This is a genomic window from Sphingopyxis sp. Geo25 (assembly GCF_949769135.1).
Taxonomy (GTDB): Bacteria; Pseudomonadota; Alphaproteobacteria; order Sphingomonadales; family Sphingomonadaceae; genus Sphingopyxis.
Genome location: NZ_CATKOZ010000002.1, coordinates 497,314 through 510,536 on the forward strand (window position 1 = coordinate 497,314; position 13,223 = coordinate 510,536).

A 13,223-nucleotide genomic window follows, 5' to 3' on the forward strand; every position below is an offset into this window, starting at 1 on the left:
TGTATATACATTAATGGAAGACGCGGTACGATGTCCAGATGGGATGTGCGATGGCGCTTTGGTGCGAACAGGCATGGCTGGCGGAAGGTTGGCGGAACGATGTCCGCCTGAGCCTTGATAACGGGCGCATTTCCTCGATCGAGATCGGAGTGGACGCCGCGCCGGGCGACGAGCGCCACGCGATCCTGCTGCCGGCGCTCCCCAATCTGCACAGTCACGCCTTTCAGCGCGGAATGGCCGGCCTCGCCGAGCGCGCAGGGACGGGCGACGACAGTTTCTGGACCTGGCGCGAGGTCATGTACCGCTTCGTCGACCGGCTCGATCCCGATGGGATGGAGGCTATCGCCGCGCTCGCCTATGCCGAGATGCTCGAGAGCGGCTTTGCCCGGGTCGGCGAATTTCACTATCTGCATCATGACCCCGACGGCCGTCCCTATGGCGATCTCGCGACGATGGCGCAGGCGATCGCGGCGGCGGCGGGAGAGACCGGGATCGCGCTGACGCTGCTTCCCGTCTTCTACGCCCATTCGGGTTTCGGCGGCGGCGCGCCGACGCATGGCCAGCGGCGCTTCATCAACGATGTCGACGGGTTCGGGGCGCTGCTGGACGGATGCCGAGACGCGGTGGCGGGGCTGGACGACGCGGTGGTCGGCGTCGCGCCGCACAGCCTGCGCGCCGCGACCGCCGGCGAACTCGCCGAGGTGGCGGCGATGGCGGCAGGGGCGCCGATCCATATCCATACCGCCGAGCAACTGCCCGAGGTTGAGGCCTGCCTTGCGTGGAGCGGCGCGCGCCCTGTCGAATGGCTGCTCGATCACGCCGACGTCGGCCCCGACTGGTGCCTTGTCCATGCGACCCACATCAGCGAAGCCGAACGGCGTGCAGTTGTCGGGAGCGGCGCGGTCGTCGGCCTTTGCCCGATCACCGAAACGAACCTCGGCGACGGGCTGTTTCCCGCGCGCGAATTCATCGCCGAGGGCGGACGCTTCGGCGTCGGGTCGGATTCGAACGTCGAGATCGACGCCGCTGCCGAGCTGCGTCTGCTCGAATATGGCCAGCGCCTGGCGCATCGCGGGCGCAACCTGCTCGCGGGCGGTGCCGGCCAGTCGACCGGCGCCAGCCTTTATCGCGGCGCGCTTGCGGGCGGCGGGCAGGCGCTCGGGCACCCGTCGGCGGGGCTTGGCGTCGGCGAGCCAGCGGACATCGTCAGCCTGAAGGCGGACGATCCCACATTCGCCGGGCGCAGCGGCGACGCGATCCTCGACAGCTGGATTTTCGGGGGCGGAGCGCGGCTTGTCGATTGCGTCTGGCGCGGCGGCGTCAAGCGCGTTGCGGGCCGGCGCCATGTCGCGCGCGAGGCGATCGACGCGCGCTATCGCGCTGCGATGGACAAGCTGCTCGCATGACCGAAAGCGGCGCCATCCACGCGCGTATCCGCCGCGATATCGAGGCGCGGATCATGTCGGGCGAATGGGCGCCGGGGACGCGCATCCCCTATGAACATCAGTTGATGGCGACCTACGGCTGTTCGCGGATGACGGTGAACCGCGCGCTGCGGATGCTGATGGAGGCCGGGCTGATCGAGAGCCGGCGGCGTGCGGGCACCTTTGTCTCGCACCCGCGCGTCCAGCGTGCCGCGCTCGAAATTCCCGACATTCGCGACGAAGTGGCGGGGCAGGGCGAAAGCTATCGTCTCGACCTCGACCGGCGCGAAATCCGCGCCGCGAGCGAAGAGGACAAGCGCCTGCTTCAGATCGACGGCGGTTCGGTCCTCGCGCTCGAATGCCGCCACCACGCCGGCGGCCGCGCCTACGCGCTCGAACGCCGCCTGATCAACCTGGCCGCGGTGCCCGAGGCCGCCGAGGTCGATTTCGCTATCGAACCGCCAGGGTCGTGGCTGCTCTCGCACGTTCCCTGGACCGAGGCCGAGCACCGGATCACCGCGTTCAACGCGGGCGGCAAGGAGCTTGTCGCGCTCGGGATTTCGGCGGGGGCGGCGTGCATGGCGCTCGAACGCTGGACATGGCGCGGCGAGGAACGCATCACCTATGCGCGGCAGGTCTATCCCGGCGACCGCTATGCGCTCGTTGCGCGCTTCCGCCCCTGACGAAGGAAAGCATCATGGATTTCTCGCGGCTCGAAACCAGCAGCAAGATCGGCGACGGCTGGATCTATGCCGCGGCCGAAGCGCGCAGCAGCGGCTGGCTCGCGGTCGACGCCGAGGCGGGACACCGCATCTATTGGGAGGATTATGGCGCCGCCGATGGCGAACCCGTGATGTTCCTGCATGGCGGGCCGGGCGGCGCATGCGCCCCCGATATGGCGCGCTTCTTCGATCTGTCGCGCTACCGCGTGATCCTGTTCGACCAGCGCGGCTGCGGCAAGAGCGAACCCAATGTCGCTGCGGCCGGCCCGGCGGCGGCGCTGCGCAACAACACCACCGCCGACCTCATCGGCGATATCGAGAAACTGCGCGATGCGCTGGGCATTACCGGCAAGATGCACGTTTTCGGCGGTAGCTGGGGCTCGACGCTCGCCATGGCCTATGCGATCGAATTTTCGGGGCACTGCGCAAGCCTGATCCTGCGGGGCATCTTTCTCGGCGCGTCGGAGGATCTTCTCTATCTCTATCAGGGCAATGCCGCGACCTGGCATCAGGCGCCGCACGCGTTGACCGCGCCCGGCGCTTATATCAGCTATCCCGACGAGTGGGGCGAGCTGTTGTCGGTGCTGACCGTCGAAGAGCGCGCCGACGTGATGGCGTCGTACAAGGCGATCTTCGACATGGTCCCGGCGACCGAGGGAGAGCGCGCGAAGCAGTTGCACGCGGCGCTGACCTGGTCGCTGTGGGAAGGGGTGATCTCGAACATGATCCCCGAGGATGCGGCGGCGGGCAAGTTCGGCGACGCCGATTTCGCGCTCTGCTTCGCGCAGATCGAGGCGCATTATTTCGCGAACAACCTGTTCATCGAGCCGGGCCACCTGCTTGGCAACGCCGCGATCCTTGCGTCGATCCCGGTGCATATCGTCCATGGCCGGTTCGACCAGGTCTGCCCGCTGACGCAGGCCTCGCGCCTCGTCGATGCGCTGCGCGGCGTAGGGGCGGAACCCGCGACCTACGTCATCACCAACGCCGGGCACAGCGCGATGGAGCGGGAAAATGCTCTCGCGCTGACGGCGATCATGGACGGATTGCCGCCTATCGCGGGATGAGGGACTGGTGCCGGCTGTCAGACTCGAACTGACGACCTACCGCTTACAAGGCGGTTGCTCTACCAACTGAGCTAAGCCGGCGCTGTCCGGCCCTTTGCGTCAAATTATGCCGAAGGTCCAGCCTTCGGTTGCGGCGAGCGCGGTCGACAGCGGCGCGGGCGACCAAGGCGCGGCGTCGCGGGCGATCGCGCGCAGCCACGCGGCCGTGAGCAGCGCGTCGGCGGCATGGTCGCTGACCGGGCCGGAGAGGCCGGTCCCCCGCGAACCCAGCGCGGCGAGCGCTGCGTCGAGTGCCGCGCCGTCGCGGATCTTGCTCCGTCCCGCCGCCATTCCCGCCGCGCGGGCGGCGAGGCTGGTGTAGATTTCGACCAGCAGTGGCCCGCCTGCGGGCACCGGGTCGAGCGGCCAGAGCGGCAGTAGCCCGCGCAGCCGGTGCAGGACGCGCATTCCCGCAAGGCTGGCCTTGCCGACCTGCGCCGCGCCGACGAGGTTGAAGTTGCTGACGCTTGCCGCCTGTTTCGTGTCACGCTGATGGCGTTCGACACGGCGCAGCCGACCCGCGCCGCCCTCGAACAGGTCGCCGACGTTGCCCTTCGCATGGCGGAAATGCCGCCGCGCTTCGGGATGAGACAGGAAGCCGTCGATCCCGAAATGCGGATCGCGGGCGCATAATTGCTCGACCAGCGCCCACAGCTCGGGCAGGTCGGCGGGGCTTTCGCTCCAGTCGGGGAAATAGGCGCCATGATCGGCAAAGGCGAAGGCAGCCGAAAAATCGAAACCGATCAGCATGTCGGTCCCCGCCGCCGCGACGTCCAACAGCCAGCCCAAGATTTCGGCGCGCGACCAGATATGCCCGGGGCGGACGAGTTCGGGCGCGCCCGCGCCGCTCGCCACGGCCAGCGCGATCCCGCGCTGCCGCTCGCCGCGCGCGCCCGACCAGTCGATGGCGGCGAAATGGGTGAAGCGGCGCATGACGCCCTCCTAGCCGACGCGACCGACCTTGCACAAAGCCGCATTGCGTCCCACATGCGGCCCATGCTGATCGAAACCGAATCGACGCCCAATCCGGCGACGCTCAAATTCCTTCCCGGCCGCGCCGTGATGGAGGCGGGAACACGCGATTTCGCGAGTCCCGAAGAGGCCGAGGCCTCGCCGCTGGCGACCGCGCTGTTCACGCTCGGCGATGTGACGGGGGTGTTCTTCGGCCGCGATTTCATCTCGGTGACGATCGCGCCGGGCGCCGAATGGGCCGACGCGAAGCCCGACGTGCTCGGCATCGTGATGGACCATTTCCTTGCCGACATGCCGCTGTTCCACCCGGCGAGCGCCGCCGGTTTCAGCGTCCCGGGCGAGGATGAAGGCGGGTTCGCCGACGATCCCGCCGACGCCGACATCATCGACCAGATCAAGGAACTCATCGAGACGCGCGTCCGCCCTGCGGTCGCGAACGATGGCGGCGACATCATCTATCGCGGTTTCGACAAGGGCAATGTCTATCTGAAGATGCAGGGCGCGTGCGCCGGCTGCCCGTCGTCGACGGCGACGCTCAAAAACGGCATCGAATCGCTCTTGAAACATTATGTGCCGGAGGTAACGGCGGTTCACGCCGTCTAACTGTTTCAGGAGATCAAGCCGATGAGCGAGCCGCTTCCCGACAGCGCCCTCGACCAGCTTTTCCGTGCCGCGCGCACCTATAATGGCTTTCTCGAAAAGCCGGTATCCGAAGACCAGCTGCGCGCGATCTGGGATCTGGTGAAATATGGCCCGACCAGCGCCAACGCCCTGCCGGCGCGGATCGTCTGGTGCGTGTCCGTGCAAGCGAAGGAAAAGCTCGCCGCGCTCGCCATGCCGGCGAACGCCGAAAAGATCCTGAAAGCGCCGGTCACCGCGATCATCGCGATGGACACCGAATTCTATGAGCATCTGCCCGAACTCTTTCCGCACACCGATGCGCGGAGCTGGTTCGTCGGTAATGAAGCGCTCGCGCAGACCACCGCCTTCCGCAACTCGAGCCTGCAGGGCGCCTATTTCATCCTCGCGGCGCGTGCGCTCGGGCTCGACACCGGGCCGATGTCGGGCTTCAACAATGAAGCGGTCGACCAGGCCTTCTTCGCCGATACGCCCAAAGTGAAGAGCAATTTCATCTCGACGCTCGGTTATGGCGATCCCGCGAGCATCTTCGAGCGTAGCCCGCGCCCCGATTTTGAGCGCTTCAACCGCATTGCCTGACGGCCGATGCCTCGTCATCGACAGCGCCAGCGAGGCCTGTTCGGTCGCGCTGGTCGATGACGGCGTCGTCGTCGATTTTCGCCACGAGCTATTGGGCCGCGGCCATGCCGAGCGCCTTGTCCCGCTGATTGCCGAGCTGGCGGACGGCGGGCGTGCGACTTCGATCGCGGTCGGCTGCGGTCCGGGAAGCTTTGCCGGCGTGCGCATCGGCGTCGCGGCGGCGCGCGCGCTTGCCCTTGGATGGCAGGTGCCCGCGCACGGTTTTTCGAGCCTTGCGCTGGTTGCGGCCGCTGCGGCCGACGATATCGCGGCGGCGGGCGGCGCGCTGGTGGTGATGGAGGGCGGCCATGGGCAATGGTTCGTCCAGCGCTTCGGTGCCGACCTTGTGCCGCAGGGCGATCTCCGTTCGCTCCTTCCCGACGAGGCCGTGCGCGAGGGCGATGCGCTGGTCGTCGGCAACCGCGCCGAGGCTTTTGTCGCACGCCGCGGCTTGGGAACCGCCGTTTCCGCGCTGCCCGACGCGCGCGCCTTTGTCCGCCTGCCGACGCGGGCGCTGTTCGCCGAACCGAGCCCGATCTACGGCCGCGCGCCCGACGCCAAGCCGATGACTTCGGCATGAGCCGCGCCATCCGCCTTGCGCCCGCCCGCGTCGGCGATATTACCGCGGTGATGCGCGTGATGGAGGCGGCGTTCGACCCCGCCTATGGCGAGGCGTGGAGCACCGCGCAACTCCTCACCCTCTTTGCCCTGCCGTCCGCGCGCGTCGCGGTCGCGTGGGATGGCGACACGCCCTGCGGCTTTTCGGCGGCACGCGTCGCGGGACCGGAGAGCGAGTTGCTGTTGCTCGCGGTCGATCCGGCCCGGCGCGGGCAGGGGATCGGCAAGCGGCTCATCGACGATTGGCTTGCGTGGGCAAAAGAACAGGGCGCCGACGACTATTTCCTCGAAATGCGTGCCGACAATGATGCCGTGCATTTATACGCCCGCACCGGTTTTACCGAGTGCGGACGCCGGCCCCAATATTACCGTGGCGGCGATGGCGTGGTGCGCGACGCGATCACGATGCGGCGAACCTGACAGTCCAACGATATAAGCCGCAAATCGGTGATTGCGGAATTATAACCATAATGGCATGAACCGCCTATTGCCGAAGATAAGGCCCAATATTCGGCATCCTTCTCTTTTGGGGTAGCAGATAAGGAAATTGCGATCATGTCGGATCAAGCAGATGCCAATGAAATGCTCGTGACGTTGACTGCCGATATTGTTGCTGCGCATGTCAGCAATAACAGCGTCGCCATTTCGGACCTCGCCCTGCTGATCAACAATGTCCATGCGGCGCTGTCGAACCTCGGCAACCAGCCCGTCGTCGAGGAAAAGCCCGTTCCCGCGGTGTCGATCCGCGCGTCGGTGAAACCCGATCACATCGTCTGCCTCGAGGACGGCAAGAAGCTGAAGATGCTGCGCCGCCACCTGATGACGCATTATGGCATGACCCCCGACGACTATCGCGCCAAATGGGGCCTGGCGGCCGACTATCCGATGGTCGCGCCCGACTATGCCGAACGGCGCCGCGCGCTGGCAAAGGAAATCGGCCTCGGCACCAAGGGGCGGGGTGGCGGACGCAAGCGCCGCAAGCCCTGATCCGGTCGCTTTTTGCAATCAGGCGGGGCGGGACCGGCGGGTGCCGCCTTGTTCTATTTGCGGTGCGTGCCTATACAGTTGGCGAAAGAACAGAAGCGACTGCGCCCGGCAGGAAAGGCCCGCATGACCGGTACTATCGACCTTGAAGCATTGTGCCACGAAAAGGGGCTTCGCATCACCGAGCAGCGGCGCGTCATCGCGCGCGTGATTTCGGATTCGGAGGATCATCCCGACGTCGAGACGCTCTATGAGCGCGCGTCGAAGATCGACAGCGGCATCTCGATCGCGACCGTCTATCGCACCGTGCGCCTGTTCGAGGAGGCCGGGATTCTCGACCGCCACGATTTCGGCGACGGCCGCTCGCGCTACGAAGCGGCGCCCGAGGCGCACCACGACCATCTGATCGATGTCGAGACCGGCAAGGTCATCGAATTCGTCGATCCCGAGCTCGAGGCATTGCAGCGCGTCATCGCCGAGCGGCTGGGCTATCGCCTCGTCGACCATCGCATGGAGCTTTATGGCGTCCGGCTCGACCGCAAGGACTGACCCGGCCGAACAGCGCGCCGCGATCGCGGCAGGGCATCCGGCGCCGATTTCGCTGAGGGGGAAGGCGCGCATCCTCTGGCGGGTGCTGTTGCTCGTGCTCGCGCTGCTGGTGCTGGTGCCGCTCCACTATCTCTATCGCATCTTCCGCTACGGCTCGCCGTTCCCGAAACTGTTCCTGTTCCTCGCCGCATGGATCGTCGGTGCGCGCGTGACCACGTACGGGACGCCGCTGCGCCGCGATGTCTTCTTCATCTCGAACCATGTGAGCTGGGTCGATATCCTCGCGCTCGCGGGCGCGAGCGGAACTGCCTTCGTCGCCAAGGCCGAACTGGGGAGGGTGCCGGTAATCGGCTGGCTCTGCCGCCTCAACCGCACCGTTTTCGTCAGCCGCGAGGATCGCGGCGGGGTTGCCGACCAGATCAACCTGCTCCGCGAGGCGCTGGCCGACAACTGGTCGGTGACGGTCTTTCCCGAAGGGACGACGACCGATGGCCAGTCGTTGTTGCCGTTCAAGACCTCGATGATGCAGGTGCTCGATCCGCCGCCGCCCGCGGTGCTCGTCCAGCCGGTAATGCTCGACTATGGTCCGATTGCCGAATGGATCGGCTGGATCGGGGTCGAGCAGGGGATCGACAACGCCAAGCGTATCCTCGCCCGGCCCGGCACCTTCCGCCTCCACATCCATTTCCTCGAGCCCTTCCACCCGCGCGACTTCCCCGGTCGCAAGGCGATCACCGCGGAGGCGCGGCGCCGGATCGAGGCGGCGCTGGTCGGCGCGCTTGGCAAGCCGCTCCGGTCCTTTCCGCATCATGTCGCGCCGGTGCGCTACCAGCCGGCAACGCCGGAAGGCGACGGATGACGGGTCGAATCCCCTTCATTTCCGCGGCTCCTTCCTCTATCGGGGCCGCATGACCGCTACCCCTCCCGCAAAGACGTTTCACGTCAAATCCTTCGGCTGCCAGATGAACGTCTATGACGGCGAACGCATGGCCGAGGTGCTGGGCGCCGAGGGCTATGTGCCCGCGGCCGACGGCGCCGATGCCGATCTCGTCGTGCTCAACACCTGCCACATCCGCGAAAAGGCGGCGGAAAAAGTCTATTCGGATATCGGGCGGCTGAAGCGCGAGGACGGCAGCACGCCGACGATCGCGGTCGCGGGCTGCGTCGCGCAGGCCGAGGGCGCCGAGATCGCGCGCCGCGCGCCGAGCGTCGATGTCGTCGTCGGCCCACAGGCCTATCACCGCCTGCCCGAGCTGATCGCACGCGCCGAGCGGGGAGAGAAGGCGATCGACCTCGATATGCCGCTCGAAAGCAAGTTCGGCGCGCTGCCGAAACGTGCCGGCGGCCAGCGCCCCACCGCCTTCCTGACCGTGCAGGAAGGCTGCGACAAATTTTGCACCTATTGTGTCGTGCCCTATACGCGGGGCGCCGAGATCAGCCGGCCTTTCGTGGACCTGATCGCCGAGGCGCGCGCCCTGGTCGCGGGCGGGGTGCGCGAGATCACCCTGCTCGGCCAGAACGTCAATGCGTGGGACGGGGAAGACGCGAAGGGCCGGGCAATCGGCCTCGACGGCCTGATCCGCGAACTCGCGCGCGAGGATGGGCTCGAACGCATCCGCTACACCACCAGCCATCCGAACGACATGACCGACGGGCTGATCGCCGCGCATGGCGAGGTCGAGAAGCTGATGCCCTTCCTCCACCTGCCGGTGCAGGCAGGCAGCGACCGCATCCTCGCCGCGATGAACCGCAGCCATAGCGTCGAAAGCTATCTCATGGTCATCGAACGCGTGCGCGCCGCGCGCCCCGACATCGCGATCTCGGGCGACTTCATCGTCGGCTTTCCCGGCGAGAACGAAGCGGATTTCCTCGCGACGCTCGATATCGTTCGCGCGACCAATTACGCGATGGCGTACAGCTTCAAATATTCGCGCCGTCCCGGCACGCCCGCCGCGACGATGGGCGACCAGATCGACGAAGTCGTGATGAACGACCGCCTCCAGCGCCTGCAGGCCCTGCTCAACGAACAGCAGCAGGCGTTCAACGAAGCGACCGTCGGCCGTACGACGCGCCTGCTGCTTGAACGCAAGGGCAAGCTTGAGGGGCAGCTGATCGGCAAGTCGCCATGGCTCCAGTCGGTGCACGTCACCGCGCCGGGCCTCGCGATCGGTGACATGATCGACGTGCGGATCACCTCGGCTGGGCCGAACAGTCTTGGCGCCGAGCCGCTGGTCGAAGCGGTCGCCTGAATGGGCCGCGGAGTTTTCTGCTCCGTCCGTCGAATTTCGCGAGCATCGGTGATGGACTCCCGCCTTTGCGGGAGTAGAGTTATGCTGTCCTTTGAAGGAGACCTGCCCACGTGTCGAAACGCCCCCTGACTGCCGCCACCCCCGCCGAACCCGGCGACCGTGTCAAACTGACCGCGGAATTCGAGCGAACGCAGCTGTTGGGCATTTTGTTCGGGGAGTTCGACCGTAACCTCGTCGCGATCGAGAACCGGCTGGGCGTCTATATCTCGGCGCGCGGCAATCGCGTGCAGATCGAGGGCGAGGCGGAAGCGGCGGCGCGGGCGCGCGACGTTCTGACCGAGCTTTATGGTCGGATCGAGCGCGGCGAAGAGGCCGACGCGGGGCTGGTCGACGCGGTGATCGCGATGTCGGCGCAACCGACACTGGCGGGCATCATCCGCCATGACGTCAGCGAAGCGCCGACGGTGATGATCCGCACGCGCAAGAAGACGATCGTGCCGCGCGCGCCTTCGCAGGTTCCCTATATGCATGCGCTGGCGCGCGACGACGTGATCTTCGCACTGGGCCCGGCGGGCACCGGCAAGACCTATCTCGCGGTCGCGCAGGCGGTCGCGCAGCTCATTACCGGTAGCGTCCAACGGCTGATCCTCTCGCGCCCGGCGGTCGAGGCGGGCGAGAAGCTCGGCTTCCTGCCCGGCGACATGAAGGAAAAGGTCGATCCGTACCTCCGCCCGCTCTACGACGCGCTCCACGACTGCCTGCCCGCCGAACAGGTCGAGCGCCGCATCGCGAGCGGAGAGATCGAGATCGCGCCGCTCGCCTTCATGCGCGGCCGGACGCTCGCCGACGCCTTCATCATCCTCGACGAGGCGCAGAACACGACGATACCGCAGATGAAGATGTTCCTGACGCGTTTCGGCATGAACAGCCGAATGGTGATCTGCGGCGACCCGAAACAGGTCGACTTGCCGGTGCCCGCAACCTCGGGTCTTGCCGACGCCGTGGCGCGGCTCGAAGGGCTGGAAGGGATCAATGTCAGCCGCTTCACCAGCGCCGACGTCGTCCGCCACCCGATCGTTGGGCGGATCGTCGAGGCATACGAAGGGCCGGGAAGCTAGCTTCCCGTCTTCTTGAAGGTGACCGTAACCTTCGGTTCGTCGTCATAGCTCGGCACGATTTCGCGCGTCCCCTTGCGCACCGTGCCATCGGGCCATTTGACCTGATAGACGTACCGGCCCGACAACGTCTGGTCGACGCCGGTCTCGATCTCGTTCCACTTGCACGCGAAACGGTCCCACGGATCGGGCTTCTTGCGCGTGCAAACCTTGAAGGCGAAGGCGTTGATCATCAGCACCTCGCCCTGCGGCGGGCTGGTGCGGACGATCACCGGATTGCCCTCGCCCGCACCGCAGCCGCCGTCGGCGACGACCTTCGGCAGTTTCGGTGCGAGCCGCGCACGGTTCGCCTCGACCGCCTGGGCGAGCCGGAAATAGGGATCGTTTTCAAAACCGCCCCCGTCGGCGGGCTCCGCCGCCGCATCCGACGCGTCGCCTTCCATCGCGGCGTCGGCGGCGGCACTCGCCGCGGCGTTGGCGTCGTCGTCGGCTGCGAGCGCGGCGGCATCGGCGGCGGCGATGTCCGCCTCGCTCATCGGTTCGGGTGCGGCCTTCGCATCCTCGATCATCGCCTTCTCGAACGCCAGCAGGGGTTCGGCATAGACCGCGACGGGATATTTCATCCGCTCGAACTCGGCGCGCAGCCGCGCGACCTCGAGCGCCACCCCGCCATAGCGCGCGGTCAGCGGGTCGGTCTCGTCGAGGCTGACATATTCGGCGTTGCAGTCGATCACGTCATAATAGGGCGGCTGGCCGTCGCCCCAGTCCATCGTCAGAGTGTCGCGCGGGAAATCGGCAATCTGCCCCTCCGCGGCAATGCGGATGTCGTAATAGCCGTCGGGATACCAGCCTTGCGGCGGCACCTTCGCTTCGATCGCCTTGAGCCCCGCCGCGCCGATCGGCTCCTTCGCGCCAGCCGCGACCGGCGACGCGAGCGCCGCGACCAGCATCAGCATCCGGATCCTGCGCATCTCAACCCTCCTGTTTCAGCCGCCGCGGCCCGCCCAGCCAGCCCGTGACGAGCAGGCTGGCGGCTGCCGCGATCAACGCCCAGCTTCCCCCCAGCATCCATTTCACGCGCCCGATCGACGCCGCGGTCCACAGCGTCGCCGGATCATAGGCGGCGTCGGCGAGCGCGTCCGACGGCAGGTCGGGGCATTCGCTTTCATACACCAGCTTCGCATCGGGCGTGCATTCGGTGCCGCGTACCAGCGGCGCGCCCTGCTCGCCCGCGATGACATAGGACGACGACGCCCAGCCATAGACGCCCGCTGCGACGAGCAGCAGCGCAAGCAGTGCCCCCCGCATGGCGCGCGTCGTCCACATTGTCACCTGGCCACTCCCGGCGACGCCGGCCGGGATCGCGAGCGCAAGCAACGCCGCGATCCAGCCGACCGGCGAGGCGGGCGGCGCCAGCCCCCCGAGCCACGCGGCGAGCAGCAACACCGCGAGCGCCGCCCCGCCCGCGACCGCGCGCACCAGCCCGTTGTTCCACGACAGCCGCTTCGCCCCGCGCGGCTTGCCGGGGATATAGCCGGTCTTCGGCCCCGCGATCAGCATCGCGACGACGTCGGCCAGCTTGTCGACATGATCCTCGACCGGCGGCGACAGCGCGTCGAACCAGTGCGGCACGCTCATGAAATATTCGAGGCTGCGTTCGGGCATCACATCCTCGATGCGGAAGGGGAGGATCGGCATACCAAGGTGCACCGCGCGCTCGACCTCGCGCAATATCTGCGGCGACTCATTGGCGTGGCGCGAGAAGACGAGGACAAAGACGGTCGAGGATTTGAGCGCATCGATGATCGCCTCGCCCCACGACGTCCCGGGCACGATATCGCGCGGCGCTATCCAGCAGCGATGCCCGCGTTCCTCGAGCAGCGCGCACAGCATGTTCGCGATCGTCCGGTCTTTTGACGAATAGCTGATGAACACCTGCGCCGGCATCGGTCCCTGTCCCCCTGCCGCCATCATGCCGCGCGGGGGAGGGCGGGGCAATCGCCGAGTTTCGCGGCCGCCCCGATCTCCTGCAGCACCGCCACATCGGTATTTCAACGCGTGACGCATTGTTATTGCAAATGCCTCGCAATAACATATAAACCCGCCCACGGCGCGGTCCGGCAACTCGCGCTCGCGCCGATGCCATGCCTCCAGATTTCAGAGGATCAAGCAATTCTGCTTGGACTCGGGCACCGGTTTTCGCTTGGGAAGGGTGCCCGGGCATGCG

The 13,223-nt window shown here is 66.9% G+C and carries 15 protein-coding genes and 1 tRNA gene; 12 read left to right on the forward strand and 4 right to left on the reverse strand.

Annotated features, from left to right (window positions below):
- Positions 1–50 precede the first annotated feature (50 nt).
- The 3 genes from QOL68_RS09590 to QOL68_RS09600 are packed head-to-tail and all read left to right on the forward strand — an operon-like array spanning position 51 to position 3,213.
- Complete coding sequence (locus QOL68_RS09590) at positions 51–1,406, forward strand: formimidoylglutamate deiminase (RefSeq protein ID WP_282948593.1); 1,356 nt, start codon at positions 51–53, stop codon at positions 1,404–1,406.
- Positions 1,403–2,107 carry a histidine utilization transcriptional repressor HutC gene (hutC, locus tag QOL68_RS09595; RefSeq protein WP_058457105.1) on the forward strand — a complete coding sequence of 235 codons (705 nt, stop codon included), beginning with the start codon at positions 1,403–1,405 and terminating at the stop codon, positions 2,105–2,107. The genes QOL68_RS09590 and hutC overlap by 4 nt, the downstream gene beginning before the upstream one ends.
- A 14-nt stretch (positions 2,108–2,121) precedes the next feature.
- The gene (locus QOL68_RS09600; RefSeq protein WP_282948592.1) at positions 2,122–3,213 is read left to right on the forward strand and encodes an alpha/beta fold hydrolase; all 1,092 of its coding nucleotides are present in this window, start codon (positions 2,122–2,124) and stop codon (positions 3,211–3,213) included.
- Between the two features lie 5 nt (positions 3,214–3,218).
- Here the strand turns inward: QOL68_RS09600 and QOL68_RS09605 are convergent.
- Both QOL68_RS09605 and QOL68_RS09610 read right to left on the reverse strand, forming a co-directional pair.
- Positions 3,219–3,294 (reverse strand) — tRNA-Thr (locus tag QOL68_RS09605).
- 18 nt (positions 3,295–3,312) lie between these two features.
- Complete coding sequence (locus QOL68_RS09610; protein ID WP_282948591.1) at positions 3,313–4,185, reverse strand: hypothetical protein; 873 nt, start codon at positions 4,183–4,185, stop codon at positions 3,313–3,315.
- Between the two features lie 63 nt (positions 4,186–4,248).
- On the opposite strand from QOL68_RS09610, the gene QOL68_RS09615 reads away from it, so the two are divergent.
- The 9 genes from QOL68_RS09615 (at position 4,249) to QOL68_RS09655 (ending at position 10,999) form a co-directional block, all read left to right on the forward strand.
- The gene (locus QOL68_RS09615) at positions 4,249–4,827 is read left to right on the forward strand and encodes a NifU family protein (RefSeq protein WP_282948590.1); all 579 of its coding nucleotides are present in this window, start codon (positions 4,249–4,251) and stop codon (positions 4,825–4,827) included.
- 21 nt (positions 4,828–4,848) lie between these two features.
- Complete coding sequence (locus QOL68_RS09620) at positions 4,849–5,442, forward strand: malonic semialdehyde reductase (RefSeq protein WP_282948589.1); 594 nt, start codon at positions 4,849–4,851, stop codon at positions 5,440–5,442.
- Positions 5,435–6,061, forward strand: coding sequence for a tRNA (adenosine(37)-N6)-threonylcarbamoyltransferase complex dimerization subunit type 1 TsaB (gene tsaB, locus QOL68_RS09625; RefSeq protein ID WP_282948588.1), 627 nt, complete (start codon positions 5,435–5,437; stop codon positions 6,059–6,061). The genes QOL68_RS09620 and tsaB overlap by 8 nt, the downstream gene beginning before the upstream one ends.
- Positions 6,058–6,519, forward strand: coding sequence for a GNAT family N-acetyltransferase (locus QOL68_RS09630; protein WP_282948586.1), 462 nt, complete (start codon positions 6,058–6,060; stop codon positions 6,517–6,519). Before tsaB ends, QOL68_RS09630 begins: the two co-directional genes overlap by 4 nt.
- A 135-nt stretch (positions 6,520–6,654) precedes the next feature.
- Positions 6,655–7,086, forward strand: a complete 432-nt coding sequence (locus tag QOL68_RS09635) for a Ros/MucR family transcriptional regulator (RefSeq protein WP_058457112.1) — start codon at positions 6,655–6,657, stop codon at positions 7,084–7,086.
- Between the two features lie 123 nt (positions 7,087–7,209).
- Entirely contained in the window at positions 7,210–7,632 is a 423-nt protein-coding gene (locus tag QOL68_RS09640; RefSeq protein ID WP_058457113.1) for a Fur family transcriptional regulator, read from the forward strand.
- Positions 7,604–8,491 (forward strand): lysophospholipid acyltransferase family protein, encoded by an 888-nt coding sequence (locus QOL68_RS09645; RefSeq protein WP_282948583.1) that lies wholly within the window; start codon positions 7,604–7,606, stop codon positions 8,489–8,491. Before QOL68_RS09640 ends, QOL68_RS09645 begins: the two co-directional genes overlap by 29 nt.
- A gap of 49 nt (positions 8,492–8,540) precedes the next feature.
- Positions 8,541–9,881 (forward strand): tRNA (N6-isopentenyl adenosine(37)-C2)-methylthiotransferase MiaB, encoded by a 1,341-nt coding sequence (miaB, locus tag QOL68_RS09650; RefSeq protein WP_282948581.1) that lies wholly within the window; start codon positions 8,541–8,543, stop codon positions 9,879–9,881.
- Between the two features lie 125 nt (positions 9,882–10,006).
- On the forward strand, positions 10,007–10,999 hold the full coding sequence (locus tag QOL68_RS09655) for a PhoH family protein (protein WP_231729088.1): 993 nt from the start codon (positions 10,007–10,009) through the stop codon (positions 10,997–10,999).
- Here the strand turns inward: QOL68_RS09655 and QOL68_RS09660 are convergent.
- Both QOL68_RS09660 and QOL68_RS09665 read right to left on the reverse strand, forming a co-directional pair.
- The gene (locus tag QOL68_RS09660) at positions 10,996–11,967 is read right to left on the reverse strand and encodes a hypothetical protein (RefSeq protein WP_282948579.1); all 972 of its coding nucleotides are present in this window, start codon (positions 11,965–11,967) and stop codon (positions 10,996–10,998) included. The genes QOL68_RS09655 and QOL68_RS09660 overlap by 4 nt on opposite strands.
- Position 11,968: 1 nt before the next feature.
- Positions 11,969–12,943, reverse strand: a complete 975-nt coding sequence (locus tag QOL68_RS09665) for a toll/interleukin-1 receptor domain-containing protein (protein WP_282948577.1) — start codon at positions 12,941–12,943, stop codon at positions 11,969–11,971.
- Positions 12,944–13,223 lie beyond the last annotated feature (280 nt).

Bases quoted from the DNA above. Each gene is read 5' to 3' on its own strand.
- QOL68_RS09660 (WP_282948579.1), bottom strand. From the start codon at position 11,967: ATGCGCAGGATCCGGATGCTGATGCTGGTCGCGGCGCTCGCGTCGCCG.
- QOL68_RS09600 (WP_282948592.1), top strand. From the start codon at position 2,122: ATGGATTTCTCGCGGCTCGAAACCAGCAGCAAGATCGGCGACGGCTGG.
- QOL68_RS09615 (WP_282948590.1), top strand. From the start codon at position 4,249: ATGCTGATCGAAACCGAATCGACGCCCAATCCGGCGACGCTCAAATTC.
- QOL68_RS09630 (WP_282948586.1), top strand. From the start codon at position 6,058: ATGAGCCGCGCCATCCGCCTTGCGCCCGCCCGCGTCGGCGATATTACC.
- QOL68_RS09665 (WP_282948577.1), bottom strand. From the start codon at position 12,943: ATGCCGGCGCAGGTGTTCATCAGCTATTCGTCAAAAGACCGGACGATC.
- hutC (WP_058457105.1), top strand. From the start codon at position 1,403: ATGACCGAAAGCGGCGCCATCCACGCGCGTATCCGCCGCGATATCGAG.
- miaB (WP_282948581.1), top strand. From the start codon at position 8,541: ATGACCGCTACCCCTCCCGCAAAGACGTTTCACGTCAAATCCTTCGGC.
- QOL68_RS09635 (WP_058457112.1), top strand. From the start codon at position 6,655: ATGTCGGATCAAGCAGATGCCAATGAAATGCTCGTGACGTTGACTGCC.
- QOL68_RS09620 (WP_282948589.1), top strand. From the start codon at position 4,849: ATGAGCGAGCCGCTTCCCGACAGCGCCCTCGACCAGCTTTTCCGTGCC.
- QOL68_RS09645 (WP_282948583.1), top strand. From the start codon at position 7,604: ATGGCGTCCGGCTCGACCGCAAGGACTGACCCGGCCGAACAGCGCGCC.
- QOL68_RS09590 (WP_282948593.1), top strand. From the start codon at position 51: ATGGCGCTTTGGTGCGAACAGGCATGGCTGGCGGAAGGTTGGCGGAAC.
- QOL68_RS09640 (WP_058457113.1), top strand. From the start codon at position 7,210: ATGACCGGTACTATCGACCTTGAAGCATTGTGCCACGAAAAGGGGCTT.
- QOL68_RS09610 (WP_282948591.1), bottom strand. From the start codon at position 4,185: ATGCGCCGCTTCACCCATTTCGCCGCCATCGACTGGTCGGGCGCGCGC.